At 71.5% G+C, this 14,194-nt stretch carries 10 protein-coding genes; 5 read left to right on the top strand and 5 right to left on the bottom strand.

All coding sequences use genetic code 11. The annotated features are described in order from the left end of the window. Window positions 1-14: 14 nt before the first annotated feature. Together glgP and AC3IYJ_RS26980 are read right to left on the bottom strand one after the other, a co-directional pair. Window positions 15-2,651, bottom strand: coding sequence for an alpha-glucan family phosphorylase (gene glgP, locus AC3IYJ_RS26985; protein ID WP_489397310.1), 2,637 nt, complete (start codon window positions 2,649-2,651; stop codon window positions 15-17). Window positions 2,652-2,761: 110 nt separating this feature from the next. Continuing rightward, window positions 2,762-3,088 carry a hypothetical protein gene (locus AC3IYJ_RS26980; RefSeq protein WP_489397309.1) on the bottom strand — a complete coding sequence of 109 codons (327 nt, stop codon included), beginning with the start codon at window positions 3,086-3,088 and terminating at the stop codon, window positions 2,762-2,764. Window positions 3,089-3,476: 388 nt separating this feature from the next. Between AC3IYJ_RS26980 and AC3IYJ_RS26975 the strand changes: the two genes are divergently transcribed. The 4 genes from AC3IYJ_RS26975 (at window position 3,477) to glgB (ending at window position 11,082) form a co-directional block, all read left to right on the top strand. Continuing rightward, window positions 3,477-5,471, top strand: a complete 1,995-nt coding sequence (locus AC3IYJ_RS26975) for an alpha-1,4-glucan--maltose-1-phosphate maltosyltransferase (RefSeq protein WP_489397308.1) — start codon at window positions 3,477-3,479, stop codon at window positions 5,469-5,471. Beyond that, window positions 5,468-7,162, top strand: coding sequence for a maltose alpha-D-glucosyltransferase (treS, locus tag AC3IYJ_RS26970; RefSeq protein WP_489397307.1), 1,695 nt, complete (start codon window positions 5,468-5,470; stop codon window positions 7,160-7,162). Before AC3IYJ_RS26975 ends, treS begins: the two co-directional genes overlap by 4 nt. Window positions 7,163-7,315: 153 nt before the next feature. Then, window positions 7,316-8,755 (top strand): maltokinase N-terminal cap-like domain-containing protein, encoded by a 1,440-nt coding sequence (locus tag AC3IYJ_RS26965; RefSeq protein ID WP_489397306.1) that lies wholly within the window; start codon window positions 7,316-7,318, stop codon window positions 8,753-8,755. Further along, on the top strand, window positions 8,752-11,082 hold the full coding sequence (gene glgB, locus AC3IYJ_RS26960) for a 1,4-alpha-glucan branching enzyme (protein ID WP_489397305.1): 2,331 nt from the start codon (window positions 8,752-8,754) through the stop codon (window positions 11,080-11,082). The genes AC3IYJ_RS26965 and glgB overlap by 4 nt, the downstream gene beginning before the upstream one ends. Here the strand turns inward: glgB and AC3IYJ_RS26955 are convergent. Then, entirely contained in the window at window positions 11,060-11,437 is a 378-nt protein-coding gene (locus AC3IYJ_RS26955) for a thioredoxin family protein (RefSeq protein WP_489397304.1), read from the bottom strand. The two genes, glgB and AC3IYJ_RS26955, sit on opposite strands and share 23 nt — an antisense overlap. A 67-nt stretch (window positions 11,438-11,504) precedes the next feature. Next, the gene (locus AC3IYJ_RS26950) at window positions 11,505-11,891 is read right to left on the bottom strand and encodes a MerR family transcriptional regulator (protein ID WP_489397303.1); all 387 of its coding nucleotides are present in this window, start codon (window positions 11,889-11,891) and stop codon (window positions 11,505-11,507) included. Window positions 11,892-12,289: 398 nt separating this feature from the next. Between AC3IYJ_RS26950 and AC3IYJ_RS26945 the strand changes: the two genes are divergently transcribed. Continuing rightward, on the top strand, window positions 12,290-12,913 hold the full coding sequence (locus AC3IYJ_RS26945) for an XRE family transcriptional regulator (RefSeq protein ID WP_489402943.1): 624 nt from the start codon (window positions 12,290-12,292) through the stop codon (window positions 12,911-12,913). Between the two features lie 179 nt (window positions 12,914-13,092). Here AC3IYJ_RS26945 and AC3IYJ_RS26940 read toward each other — a convergent pair whose 3' ends face one another. Then, window positions 13,093-14,118, bottom strand: a complete 1,026-nt coding sequence (locus AC3IYJ_RS26940; protein ID WP_489397302.1) for an ATP-dependent 6-phosphofructokinase — start codon at window positions 14,116-14,118, stop codon at window positions 13,093-13,095. Between the last annotated feature and the right edge of the window lie 76 nt (window positions 14,119-14,194).

Here is a 14,194-nt window from a genome sequence, read left to right as displayed (position 1 = left end):
CCCCGGGGCCCCCGCTACCGCAGGAGTACGCCGCCTCCCGCGTCCGTGTCCACGGGGCCCGCGACCAGGCCCAGTTCGGCCGGGGTCGCCAGCAGCGGGTGCGCCGGCAGGATCCGTACGGTGTACCCGAAGGGCCCCGTACGGTCGAGGGCGAGCGGGCCCTCGTACAGCCAGCGGCCCTCCAGGTCCGGTCCGCCGGCGGGCTTGAGCGGGAAGGTCCGCCCGCCCTGGATCACGTCCTGGGCGTCGACCCGGCCCGCGACGGCCTGTACCTCCACGTCCTCGGGCGCCAGCGCGTCGAGCGAGACCTGCACGCGCAGGGTGAGGGTGGCCCCGAGTTCGGCGGTGCCGCCGACCGGGCCCGCCGCCAGTGCCTCCACGTGCTCGACGGTGAGCTGCGGCCAGGCCGCCCGGACCCGCCCCTTCCACCAGGCGAGGTCCCGGGCCGCGTCCGGGGTCAGGGCGCGGTGGGCGAGCGCGGCCGGCGCGTAGAGCCGCTCCACGTACTCCCGCACCATCCGCCCCGCCAGCACCTTGGGTCCCAGGGAGACGAGGGTGCGCCGGACCATCTCGATCCACCGCACCGGAAGTCCGCCGCGTCCGGCCCGGTCGTAGAACCGGGGCGCGACCCGGCCTTCGATCAGGTCGTAGAGGGCGTTCGCCTCCAGGTCGTCGCGCCGGTCCTCGTCCGTGCCGAGGCCGTCGGCGGTCGGGATGGCCCAGCCGAAGTCCGGCTCGAACCATTCGTCCCACCAGCCGTCCAGCACGGACAGGTTGAGGCAGCCGTTCAGCGCGGCCTTCATCCCGCTCGTCCCGCAGGCCTCCAGCGGGCGCAGCGGGTTGTTGAGCCAGACGTCGCAGCCCGGGTAGAGCTTCTGCGCCATGGCCATGCCGTAGTCGGGCAGGAACACGATCCGGTGGCGCACGCGCGGGTCGTCGGCGAACCGCACCAGCTCCTGCACCAGCCGCTTCCCGCCGTCGTCGGCCGGGTGCGCTTTGCCCGCGACCACGATCTGCACGGGCCGGTCCGGGTCGAGCAGGAGCCTGCGCAGCCGCTCGGGGTCGCGCAGCATCAGCGTGAGCCGCTTGTAGGACGGGACCCGGCGGGCGAAGCCGATGGTCAGCACGTCCGGGTCGAGTACGGAGTCCACCCAGCCGAGTTCGGCGTCGGCGGCCCCGCGCTGGCGCCACGAGGCGCGCAGACGGTCCCGCACCTCTTGCACGAGCTGTTCCCGCAGGACCCGGCGCAGGTCCCAGACGTCCTGGTCGGGGATGTCGGCGACGGCGTCCCAGCGCTGGGAGCCGCCGACGGACAGCGCGTCCTCGGTCCGCCCGGCGCCAATCTGCTTCGCACCGAGCCGGACGACCTCGGGCGCCACCCACGTCGGGGCGTGCACCCCGTTCGTCACGGAGGTGATGGGCACGTCGGCGGGGTCGAAGCCCGGCCAGAGCCCGGCGAACATCTCCCGGCTGACGGCCCCATGCAGGGTGGAGACCCCGTTGGCCCGCTGGGCCAGGCGCAGCCCCATGACCGCCATGTTGAACACCCCCGGGTCACCGCCGGGGTACGTCTCGGCGCCGAGCTCCAGGATCCGGTCGACCGGTACGCCGGCCAGCTCGCCGCCCTCGCCGAAGTGGCGGGCCACCAGGGTCCGGTCGAAGCGGTCGATGCCGGCGGGCACGGGGGTGTGCGTCGTGAAGACGGTCCCGGCGCGCACGGCTTCGACGGCTGCGTCGAAGCCGAGCCCCTGCTGCCCTTCCAGTTCCCTTATGCGCTCCAGCCCCAGGAACCCAGCGTGTCCCTCGTTGGTGTGGAACACCTCGGGGTCGGGATGCCCGGTGATCCGGCAGTAGGTCCGCACGGCCCGCACCCCGCCGATGCCGAGCAGCATCTCCTGCAGCAGCCGGTGGTCGCTGCCGCCGCCGTACAGCCGGTCGGTCACCTCGCGGGCCACGGCGTCGTTGTCCTCGACGTCCGAGTCCAGGAGCAGCAACGGCACCCGGCCGACCCGGGCCTGCCAGATGTGCGCGTGCAGGGCCCGCCCGCCGGGCAGGCTCAGCGAGACCCGCGCCGGGGTTCCGCCCTCCTCCCGCACGAGGGCGACGGGCAGTTCGTTGGGGTCGAGCACCGGGTAGTGCTCCTGCTGCCAGCCGTCCCGGGAGAGGGACTGGCGGAAGTACCCGTGGCGGTAGAGCAGTCCGACGCCGATGAGGGGTACGCCGAGGTCGCTGGCGGCCTTGAGGTGGTCCCCGGCCAGGATCCCGAGCCCGCCCGAGTACTGGGGCAGGGCGGCGGTGATCCCGAACTCGGGAGAGAAGTAGGCGATGGCGGCGGGCAGCTCCTCGGCCGCCTCGTGACCTTGGTACCACCTCCCGCCGTGGACGTAGTCATCGAGATCGGCGACGGCGACGGCGAGCCGCCGCAGGAACCGCCGGTCCCCGGCGAGTTCGGCGATCCGCGCGGCGGACACGGCGCCGAGCAGCCGGACGGGATCCCCGCCGGCTGCCTGCCAGCCCTCGGGATCGACGGATTGGAAGAGCTCCCTGGTCTCCGCATGCCAGGACCAGCGCAGATTGCGCGCGAGATCGGCGAGCGGCGAAAGGGGCTCGGGGAGGACGGGGCGCACGGTGAATCGACGGATAGCCTTCACGCGTTCCACCTTCGCAGGGGATTACGGATCGAAGCGGCCGCACCACGCTGTGCACCGCGAGCGTCACCCTCGGAAGGCTAGCGCCGCGGCCCCCGCCGGACCATGGCGCCTCAGTGGGGCTCCTGTTCGAGCAGGTCGTCCAGGTACTCCCGCAGCGCCTCGGGCGGCGCGGCCCGCTCCAGCGTGCGCAGCACGGCGAGCGCGGGCTCCGCCAGGTGGCTGCCCAGCTGGATCAGGGCGTGCAGCTCGGATTCCGGCGCGCGCGGGTCCCGCTCCCGTACGGCGGCCGTCGCCAGCGCCCCGCACAGGTACCGGCCGACCTCCGGCTGCCAGGAGTCCGGCCAGTCGGAGGCCTCGGCGGCGGCGAGCTCCCGCACCCGGGGGTCGGGCGAGCGGAGTCGGGTGCGGAGCGATTCGTGCCGGTCCTCGGTACGCATGCGGCGTACTCCTTTCCCGCCACTCGGGGCGACGGACCCTTGCCTCCCGCGCGCCGCTCACGGACGCTGCGGCGAGCCCGACTTGACTGAGCCTCGACGAATGGTGAGCCAGGGCTTGGGGACACCCGTGCGACTACGTACGAGTAGTTAACCAAGGACGCGGAATGGTCCGGGCTGGAGTGGGAAGGGCTCCCGGGTACGCGCACGGCGCACCCTCCCCCGAACCTCTCCCGCCACCCGAGTGAACGCGGACAGGAGCGGCCATGCCCGCAGCCCAGCCGTCTTCCGAGCAGCTAGAAACAGAGCGAACAGAGCGTGCACTACCAGCCGCCATGCCGGCTGGCCTGTTGTCACCGAGCCCTGCGAACTGCCCCCAGGTGATCCCATCATGATCGGTCGCATTCCCGTGCTGGACGTCCGCCCTGCCGTCGACTGCGGCGTCAGACCCGCCAAGGCGGTCGTGGACGAGGTCTTCGAGATTTCCGCCACCGTGTTCCGCGAGGGCCACGACGCCGTCGCCGCGCACGTCGTGCTGCGAGATCCCAGCGGGCGGCTGCGGCCTCCCGTGCCCCTGTCCGAGCTCGCCCCCGGCACCGACCGGTGGGGGGCCCGGGTATCCGCCGAGGTCGAGGGGAGGTGGACGTACACCGTCGAGGCGTGGAGCGACCCGCTGGCCACCTGGCGGGCCCACGCGGCGATCAAGATTCCCGCCGGGATCGACCCGGGGCTCACCCTCCTGGAAGGCGCCGAGCTCTACGAGCGGGCCGCCGCGAAGATTCCCAAGCGGGACGGGCGCGAGACCGTGCTCGCCGCCGCCGACGCGATGCGCGACGAGGACCGCGAGGTCGCCGTACGGTACGCGGCCGCCGTCGATCCGCGGGTCGCGCAGACCCTGGCCAGGCGCCCGTACCGGGAGCTGGTCACCGCCTCCAAGCCGCTGCCGCTGCTGATCGAGCGCAAGCGGGCCCTCTTCGGCTCCTGGTACGAGATGTTCCCCCGGTCGGAGGGGGCGGTGCTGGAACCGGGCGCCGAGCCCGTCAGCGGAACCTTCCGCACGGCCGCCGAGCGGCTTCCCGCCGTGGCCGCCATGGGCTTCGACGTGGTCTACCTGCCGCCCGTCCACCCCATCGGGAGCACCTTCAGGAAGGGCCCCAACAACACCCTCTCCGCCGGGAGTTGGGATCCAGGTGTGCCGTGGGCCATCGGTTCCACCGAGGGCGGCCACGACGCCGTCCACCCGGACCTGGGCACCATCGAGGACTTCGACGCCTTCGTGGCGAAGGCGCGGGAGCTGCGCATCGAGGTGGCGCTCGACTTCGCCCTGCAGTGCTCCCCGGACCACCCCTGGGTGGAGAAGCACCCGGAGTGGTTCCGCCACCGCGCCGACGGGACGATCGCCTACGCGGAGAACCCGCCGAAGAAGTACCAGGACATCTTCCCGATCCACTTCGACGCCGACATGCCCGGCATCATCGAGGAGACGGTACGGATCCTGCGGCACTGGATGGCGCACGGCGTCCGCATCTTCCGGGTGGACAATCCGCACACCAAGCCGGTGGTCTTCTGGCAGAAGGTGATCGCGGACATCAACAAGTCCGACCCGGACGTGATCTTCCTGGCCGAGGCCTTCACCCGGCCCGCGATGATGCGGACCCTGGCCGCCATCGGCTTCCAGCAGTCCTACACCTACTTCACGTGGCGCAACACCAAGGCCGAGCTCACCGAGTACCTGACCGAGCTCGCGGACACCCGCTCCGCCTCCGTCATGCGGCCGAATTTCTTCGTCAACACCCCCGACATCCTGCACGCCTACCTTCAGCAGGGCGGGCGTCCCGCCTTCGAGGTCCGCGCCGTCCTGGCCGCCACCCTCTCCCCGACCTGGGGGGTCTACGCCGGCTACGAGCTCTGCGAGAACTCCCCGGCCGAGGAGGGCAGCGAGGAGTACCTGGATTCGGAGAAGTACGAGCTGCGGCCGCGCGACTGGGCCGCCGCCGACCGCGAGGGCCGCACGATCGCCCCGCTGATCACCGCCCTGAACCGGTTGCGCCGCCGCAACCCCGCGCTCCAGCAGCTGCGCGACATTCATTTCCACCCGACCGACAACGAACAGGTGATCGCCTATTCGAAGCACTCCGGAGCAAATTCCGTACTGGTGGTCGTCAACCTCGATCCGCACCACACCCAGGAGGCGACGGTCTCGTTGGACATGCCGGTACTCGGCCTCGACTGGCACGCGTCCCTCGCGGTGCGCGACGAGCTCACCGGCGAGACCTATCACTGGGGCAGGGCGAACTACGTACGTCTGGAGCCGGGCCGCACGCCCGCGCACGTACTGGCCGCTCTGCGACCGTCCCCGCCCACCGGAGGGTCACCCACCTCATGATGATCAACGATCCCGTCCACGACACCTTCGAGGACACCCCCGTCAAGGACCGCGACCCCGACTGGTTCAAGCGGGCGGTCTTCTACGAGGTCCTCGTCCGCTCCTTCCACGACAGCAACGGCGACGGCGTGGGAGACCTCAAGGGGCTCACCGCCAAACTGGACTACCTCCAGTGGCTCGGCGTCGACTGCCTCTGGCTCCCGCCGTTCTTCGCCTCGCCGCTGCGCGACGGGGGCTACGACGTCTCCGACTACACCTCGGTGCTGCCCGAGTTCGGCGACCTCGCCGACTTCGTGGAGTTCGTGGACGCCGCCCACACCCGGGGCATGCGGGTGATCATCGACTTCGTCATGAACCACACGAGCGACCAGCACGAGTGGTTCCAGCAGTCCCGCAAGGACCCGGACGGGCCCTACGGCGACTACTACATGTGGGCCGACAACGACAAGCAGTACCAGGACGCCCGCATCATCTTCGTCGACACCGAGACCTCGAACTGGACGTACGACCCGGTCCGCAAGCAGTACTACTGGCACCGGTTCTTCTCCCACCAGCCGGACCTCAACTACGAGAACCCGGCCGTCGTGGAGGAGATCATCTCCTCGCTCCGGTTCTGGCTCGACCTCGGCATCGACGGCTTCCGCCTCGACGCCGTGCCCTACCTGTACGCGGAGGAGGGCACCAACTGCGAGAACCTGCCGCGCACCCACACCCTCCTCAAGCGGGTCCGCGCCGAGATCGACGCGCACTACCCGGACACCGTGCTGCTCGCCGAGGCCAACCAGTGGCCCGAGGACGTCGTCGACTACTTCGGCGACTTCGCCAAGGGCGGGGACGAATGCCACATGGCATTCCACTTCCCCGTCATGCCGCGCATCTTCATGGCCGTGCGAAGAGAGTCCCGCTACCCGGTCTCGGAAATCCTCGCCAAGACCCCGGCCATCCCGCAGAGCTGCCAGTGGGGCATCTTCCTGCGCAACCACGACGAGCTCACCCTCGAAATGGTCACGGACGAAGAGCGCGACTACATGTACGCCGAGTACGCCAAGGACCCGCGCATGCGGGCCAACATCGGCATCCGGCGCCGGCTCGCCCCGCTGCTGGACAACGACCGCAACCAGATGGAGCTCTTCACCGCCCTGCTGCTGTCGCTGCCCGGTTCGCCGGTGCTGTACTACGGCGACGAGATCGGCATGGGCGACAACATCTGGCTCGGCGACCGCGACGGGGTCCGCACCCCGATGCAGTGGACCCCGGACCGCAACGCCGGTTTCTCCTCGTGCGATCCGGGCAGGCTGAACCTGCCGGTCATCATGGACCCGGTCCACGGGTACCAGGTCACCAATGTCGAGGCGGCCATGGCGTCGCCCTCCTCCTTGCTGCACTGGACCCGCCGGCTGATCGAAGTCCGCAAGGCGAACCCCGCCTTCGGTCTCGGCTCGTACACCGAACTGCCTTCGTCGAACCCGGCGGTGCTCGCTTTCCTCCGCGAGTACGGAGACGACCTGGTGCTGTGCGTGCACAACTTCTCGCGCTTCGCGCAGCCCACCGAACTGGATCTGCGGACGTTCCACGGACGGGTCCCGGTGGAACTCACCGGTGACGTCCGCTTCCCGCCGATCGGCGAGTGGCCGTACCTGCTGACCCTGGCGGGCCACGGCTTCTACTGGTTCCGCCTGCGCTCGGAATAGGCACCGGACCCGGGGCGGGCGCGGCGAATGGGTCAACCGCCCGCCCCTGTACGGACCATCCTGACCCGACACTCGCACACACCGGAGAAGCAAACACCGCGATCCGGGACACTCTGCGCATTCTTTGACGGCCCGGGGAAAGGACGCGACGCCATGTCGGAGGCTGCATCCGCCCGGGAATGGCTCACGGCCGACCGGGCCGCCGGGCTGGGCCCGCTGGAGCCGATGCTGAGGGCCTGGCTGCCCGCGCAGCGCTGGTTCGCGGGCAAGGGCCGCGCCATCTCCGGGCTGCGGACCATCTCGGCCGCCGAACTGCTGCCGCCGGGCTCCGCGCCCGGACTCCTGCACCTGCTGCTGGACGTGGACGGGGACTGCTACCAACTGCTGCTCGGCATCCGCCCGAGCCCGCTGCCGCCCGCGCTCGCACCCGCGCTGATCGGCCGCGCGGAGCAGGGCCCCTACGCCGGCCAGTCGGTCTACGAAGGCCTCGGCGATCCGCGGATCGCCTCGCTGCTGCTGGAGCGGCTGCGCACCCCCGGAACCTTCGGACCGCTGCGCTTCGACCGGGACCCGGCCGCCGTGATCCCCGAGGCCCCGACCCCCCGGCCGCTGTCCGGCGAGCAGACCAACTCCTCGCTGATCTACGGGGATTCGTACATCCTCAAGGTGTTCAGACGGGTCGGCCCCGGGGTCAATCCCGATCTGGAGCTCCCCCGCGCCCTGGCCGCCGCCGGCTGCGCCCGGGTGCCCGCGCCGGTCGCCTGGTACGAGGCCGAGCTGCCCGGCTCCGAACCCCTGACCCTGGGCGTGCTCCAGCCGTACCTGCGCGGCTCCGACGACGGCTGGCAGCTCGCGCTGCACCGGCTGCGCTCCGGGGCCGACTTCACCGCCGAGGCGCACGCGCTGGGCCGGGCCACCGCCGAGGTGCACAGCGCGCTGGCCGGAGCCCTGCCGACCATCGCGCTGGGTCCGGAGCAGACGGCCCGGCTGGCCGCCGGAATGACCGCGCGGCTCGCCGCCACCGCCCGCGAGGTGCCCGCGCTGCGGCCCTACGAAGCGGGGCTGCGCGGAGCCTTCGACGCACTGGCCGCCTCCCGCGGGACCGGGGTGCCCGCCCAGCGGATCCACGGGGACCTCCACCTGGGGCAGACCCTGCGCACCGCGGACGGCAGTTGGGCGCTGATCGACTTCGAGGGCGAACCGGCCCGGCCACTGGCCGACCGGCGCCGCCCCGAACCGGCGGTGCGCGACATCGCCGGGATACTGCGCTCCTTCGACTACGCCGCCCGCTCGCACCGGCCCTTCGCCCCCGCCTGGGCCGACGCCTGCCGGGCCGCCTTCTGCGAGGGCTACGCCCGCACCACCGGACGCGACCCGCGCGAGGACCCCGTACTCCTGCGGGCCTACGAGACCGACAAGGCGGTGTACGAGGCCCGGTACGAGTCCCGGCACCGCCCCGACTGGCTGCACGTGCCGATGGCGGCGATCCGCCGGCTGTCCGAGCCCCAGCGTCCCCCCTCCCACCGCACGCATCCCCCCACCCCCGGCTCCACCACCCCCCACCCGAAGCCCCCGAGGAGGCCGCTCGCGTGAGCGCCGCACGACAGCCGTCACCGACCGTCCGCGACGAAGCCGCTGTCGCCGTCACCGCCCCCACCGCCGGCCCCTCCCTCGAAACGAGCGGCGCCAAGAAGACCCGGCCCCCGCGGGCCCGCCGGGCCGCCCCGCCGCACGGGGTCCGGCCGGCGCCGCCGCTGGGAGCGGAGGAACGGGCCCGGCTCCTGGAGGGCCGACACCACGACCCCCACGGGGTGCTGGGCGCCCGCGTGCAGCGCAGCGGGGTGTCCTTCCGGGTGCTGCGCCCGTACGCGAAGGCGGTGACCATCCTCGCCAAGGGGCTGCGGGCCGAGCTCTTCGACGACGGGGACGGGCTGTTCTCCGGGCTGCTGCCGCTGAACGGGGTACCGGACTACCGGCTGCTGGTGGCGTACGACAGTGACGAGGTGGAGGTCCACGACCCCTACCGCTTCCTTCCCGCGCTCGGCGAGCTCGACCTGCACCTGATCGGCGAGGGCCGGCACGAGGAGCTGTGGACGGCGCTCGGCTCGGAGCCGATGGAGCACCAGGGCACGACCGGCACCCGGTTCACGGTGTGGGCGCCCAACGCCCAGGGGGTGCGGGTCACCGGGGACTTCTCGCACTGGGACTCCGTCGCCTACCCGATGCGCTCGCTCGGCTCGACCGGCGTGTGGGAACTGTTCCTGCCCGGGGTCGGCGAGGGCGCGATGTACAAGTACGACATCACCCGCCCGGACGGCTCGCACACCCTGCGGGCCGACCCGATGGCCCGGCACGCCGAGGTCCCGCCGGCCAACGCCTCCGTGGTCACCGCCTCCCGCTACGAGTGGCAGGACGCCGAGTGGATGGCCGCGCGCGGGGAGCGCCCGCCGCACCAGGCCCCCTTCTCCGTGTACGAGCTGCACCTGGCGTCCTGGCGGCCGGGGCTCTCGTACCGGCAGCTGGCCGAGCAGCTGCCCGCGTACGTCACCGAGCTCGGCTTCACGCACGTGGAGTTCATGCCGGTCGCCGAGCACCCCTTCGGCGGCTCCTGGGGCTACCAGGTCACCGGCTTCTACGCGCCGACCTCCCGGATGGGCACCCCCGACGACTTCCGCTTCCTGGTGGACGCGCTGCACCGGGCCGGGATCGGGGTGATCGTCGACTGGGTGCCGGCGCACTTCCCGCGCGACGACTGGGCGCTCGCCGAGTTCGACGGGCGGCCGCTGTACGAGCACCACGACCCGCAGCGGGCCGCGCACCCGGACTGGGGGACGCTGGAGTTCGACTACGGCCGCCGCGAGGTCAGGAACTTCCTCGTCGCCAACGCCGTGTACTGGTGCCAGGAGTTCCACGTGGACGGGCTGCGCGTGGACGCGGTGGCCTCGATGCTCTACCTCGACTACTCGCGCTCCGAGGGCGAGTGGACCCCCAACGAGCACGGCGGCCGGGAGAACCTCGACGCGGTGGCGATGCTCCAGGAGATGAACGCGACCGTCTACCGGCGCTGCCCGGGCGTGGTGACGATCGCCGAGGAGTCCACGGCGTGGCCGGGCGTCACCCAGCCCACCGACGGGGGCGGGCTCGGATTCGGCCTGAAGTGGAACATGGGCTGGATGCACGACACCCTGCGCTACGCGTCGAAGGACTCGGTGCACCGCAAGTACCACCACCACGACATGACCTTCGGGATGGTCTACGCGTTCAGCGAGAACTACGTCCTGCCGATCTCGCACGACGAGGTGGTGCACGGCAAGCGCTCGCTGGTCTCGAAGATGCCCGGGGACTGGTGGCAGCAGCGGGCCGCGCACCGGGCGTACCTGGGCTTCATGTGGGCCCACCCCGGCAAGCAACTGCTCTTCATGGGGCAGGAGTTCGCGCAGGGCTCGGAGTGGTCCGAGACGTACGGGCCGGACTGGTGGCTGCTGGACTCCTCCTACGCGGCGGCCGGCGACCACCGGGGCGTACGCAGCCTCGTGGGCGACCTGAACCGCACCTACCGGGAGGCGCCCGCCCTGTGGGAGCGGGACAGCGTCCCGGAGGGCTTCGCGTGGGTGGAGGCGGACGCCGCGGAGGACAACGTCTTCGCGTTCCTGCGGTTCGCGCAGGACGGCTCGCCGCTGCTGTGCGTATCGAACTTCTCCCCGGTGGTCCGCCACGCCTACCGCATCGGGGTCCCGGAGGAGGTGCCGCTGTGGCGGGAGGTGCTCAACACCGACCGGGAGCCCTACGGCGGCAGCGGCGTCCACCACGCGCAGCCGCTGCGGCCCGAGCCGGTGCCGGCCCAGGGGCGGGCGGCGAGCCTGCGCCTGACCCTCCCGCCGCTGGCCACGCTCTGGCTCAGGCCGGTGCCGAAGCGGTAGCCGGGGCCGTCGGCGTCGCCGGGGCCATGTGCTCCTCCAGCTCCTGGAGGAGCCTGCGCTTGGCGCGGGCCCCGACGATCTGCCGGACGGGCTCGCCGTCACGGAAGACGAGCAGGGTCGGCATGGACAGCACCCCGTACCGCACGAGGGTGGCGGGGTTGCTGTCCGCGTCGATCTGGACGACCTTGAGCCGCCCGACCTCCTCGGCGGCGATCGCCGACAGGACGGGCGCGAGCTGGCGGCACGGGCCGCACCAGTCGGCGGTGAACTCCACGAGGACCGGCCGGCCGCGCTCGCCGAGCACCTCCGCCTCGAAGTCCGCGTCGGTCACTTCTGCCACACCGTGAGCCTTCATCGTTGCTTCCCCTCTCTTCGTGTCCGTGCCTACGGTCCCGGCCGGTCCCGGCCGCCCTCGGCAGGTCTCAGCCGGTCAGTTCGCACCTGGGCCGCGCCGCCGCCTCGGCCTCGGCTTCGGCGAGCTGGCCGGCCACCTGGTCGCGCACCTCTCCGAGCCGGCCGAGCAGGGCGTCCAGCTCGTCGAGTTTGCGCCTGTAGACGACGAGCGAGGCCGGGCAGGAGTCGCCGGCCGGATGCCCGGCCCGCAGGCACTCCACGAACGGGCGGGTCTCCTCCAGCTCGAAGCCGAAGTCCTGGAGCGTGCGGATCTCGCGGAGCAGCCGCAGGTCGTCCTCGTCGTAGGTGCGGTAGCCGTTGTCGTCACGCCTGGCGGGCAGCAGCCCCCGTGACTCGTAGTACCTGAGCGTCCGGGTACTGGCGCCCGCCCGCTCGGCCAGTTCGCCGATTCGCATGGCCCGACCGTAATCCTTGACGTCGGCGTCAAGGCAAGAGGGGAATTCGGGGAGGCCCTCACCACCCCCGTGCGCGAGGGCCTCCGCCCTGGAGTACGTACTGGCCGGATGGCCGGTTCATGACGGTCCAAAGCTTGTGAGGGAGGTCATGCACGGGACTATCGCTTCGGGCGGCTGGAAACGTACGCTAGGAAGTGGATCACCGCTGGATCCGATTACCGGACAGTCGCAGGGAAAACCGACCAAAGCCCTTTACTCCATAGGACGTTCCTACGAGTTATGGGCTTGTTTGTTTGGTCTGTAGTCGCCGTGCCTCGGCCACTCCTACGGTGTGCCATGTGCACTCCAGCCCACCTTTCAATGCCCCCGCCGCGCGTCGTCTCCGCGCGGCCCTGGGCATGGCGCCCGGTCATGTCGCTTATGGCCTGCGCGCGCAGTACGGACTGATCGTCACGCCCGAGACCGTCATGGGGTGGGAGCGTGGCGAGATATCTCCCACCTCCGCCGAACTCACGGCTCTCGCCGGTGTCCTCTGGTGCTCCCCCGGCGAGCTGCTCGCCGAGCCGGTCACCCTGCGGGAGCACCGGATGGCCAGGGGGCTGGCCGCGGATGAGCTGGCCCGGCGGATCGGTCTGGAGTCGGGCTCGTACCAGAAGATGGAGGACACCGGCCGCTGGAAGGGCAACGAGCGGCAGTCCGCCGCCCTGGCGACGGTGCTCGGACTGAGCCTGGCCCAGTTCGTGACGGCCACCGGCAAGGACGAGGAACTGGCCGACATGCTGCGCAGCGCGGCCACCACCCGCTGGCAGGCGTACGTGAAGCCGCTGACCAAGCTGCTGCCGGTGCCCAAGGCCCACCTGGAGCGGGTGCTGGAGCAGCTGCACGGCGAGTACCAGTCGAAGATGGTGGCCACCCTCAGCTGGGGCGGCGGCGAGGGCGAGGCCGGCAGCGGTGACGCGGGGCGCGAGTTCCTCGCGGACATCGTGAGCCACTTCTGGTACTCCGCCGGCGGTGCGGCGTAGGACACACCGCGCGGATTCGTTCACTACGGCAAACGGCCCCGGCGCGTCCACACGAGGACTGCGCCGGGGCCGTTCGGCCTCCGAAGTCAGGGCGGAGGTCCTTCCGGAGGGGGTCGTAGGGCCTGCCCGGAATGACCGGTTTCACGGCCCCCGGGCCCGGGTCTCCCGGGCTCCCGGACCTAGAAGACCGACTCGGCCTCATACATGCGGTCCTCGGGCACGGTCTTCAGCTCGGTGACGGCGTCGGCCAGCGGGGCCATGACGATGTCGGTGCCGCGCAGGGCGGTCATGTTGCCGAAGTCGCCGCGGTGGACGGCCTCGACGGCGTGCCAGCCGAAGCGGGTCGCCAGTACGCGGTCGTAGGCGGTGGGGGTGCCACCGCGCTGGACGTGGCCGAGGATGACGGGGCGGGCTTCCTTGCCCAGGCGCCGCTCCAGTTCGACGGCGAGGCGGTTGCCGATGCCGGCGAAGCGCTCGTGGCCGTACTGGTCGATCGCGCCCTTCTCGTACGGCATGGAACCCTCACCCGGATGCGCGCCTTCGGCCACGCAGATGACGGCGAACTTCTTACCGCGGGCGAAACGTTCCTCCACCATCTTGACCAGGGCGTCCACCTCGAAGGGGCGCTCCGGCAGGCAGATCCCGTGGGCGCCGCCGGCCATGCCGGACTCCAGGGCGATCCAGCCCGCGTGGCGGCCCATGACCTCGACGACCATGACCCGCTGGTGCGACTCGGCGGTGGTCTTGAGGCGGTCGATGGCCTCGGTGGCGACCATGACGGCGGTGTCGAAGCCGAAGGTGCGGTCGGTGGAGGAGATGTCGTTGTCAATGGTCTTCGGCACGCCGACGACGGGCATCCCGGCGTCCGACAGCATCCGGGCGGCCGTCAGGGTGCCCTCGCCGCCGATCGGGATCAGGGCGTCGATGCCGTAGCGCTTCGCCAATTCGGCGGCGTTCTCCGCCGCTTCGTGGAGGCGGGCGCGCTCCATCCGGGCTGAACCGAGAATGGTGCCGCCGCGCGCGAGGATGCCACTGACGGCGTTGATGTCGAGGGGGCGGTAGTTGCCGTCGAGGAGGCCCTTGAAGCCGTCTTCGAAACCGATGACCTCGTCCCCGTGCCCGACGACGGCACGGTGTACGACCGACCGGATGACAGCATTCAGGCCCGGACAGTCGCCGCCTGCGGTGAGAACTCCGATACGCATCGTGCTGTGTCTCCTGCTCCTGGTCGCACCTGGCCGTTCGCGTGCGGGCGGACGGTCAGGCCGTACATCTGAAGGG

It is taken from the genome of Streptomyces sp. GL_140 (genome assembly GCF_057834465.1).
This window is presented reverse-complemented; position numbering and strand designations above follow the sequence as displayed.

Bases quoted from the DNA above. Each gene is read 5' to 3' on its own strand.
- AC3IYJ_RS26980 (WP_489397309.1), bottom strand. From the start codon at position 3,088: ATGCGTACCGAGGACCGGCACGAATCGCTCCGCACCCGACTCCGCTCG.
- AC3IYJ_RS26975 (WP_489397308.1), top strand. From the start codon at position 3,477: ATGATCGGTCGCATTCCCGTGCTGGACGTCCGCCCTGCCGTCGACTGC.
- treS (WP_489397307.1), top strand. From the start codon at position 5,468: ATGATGATCAACGATCCCGTCCACGACACCTTCGAGGACACCCCCGTC.
- AC3IYJ_RS26965 (WP_489397306.1), top strand. From the start codon at position 7,316: ATGTCGGAGGCTGCATCCGCCCGGGAATGGCTCACGGCCGACCGGGCC.
- AC3IYJ_RS26955 (WP_489397304.1), bottom strand. From the start codon at position 11,437: ATGAAGGCTCACGGTGTGGCAGAAGTGACCGACGCGGACTTCGAGGCG.
- AC3IYJ_RS26950 (WP_489397303.1), bottom strand. From the start codon at position 11,891: ATGCGAATCGGCGAACTGGCCGAGCGGGCGGGCGCCAGTACCCGGACG.
- AC3IYJ_RS26945 (WP_489402943.1), top strand. From the start codon at position 12,290: ATGGCGCCCGGTCATGTCGCTTATGGCCTGCGCGCGCAGTACGGACTG.
- AC3IYJ_RS26940 (WP_489397302.1), bottom strand. From the start codon at position 14,118: ATGCGTATCGGAGTTCTCACCGCAGGCGGCGACTGTCCGGGCCTGAAT.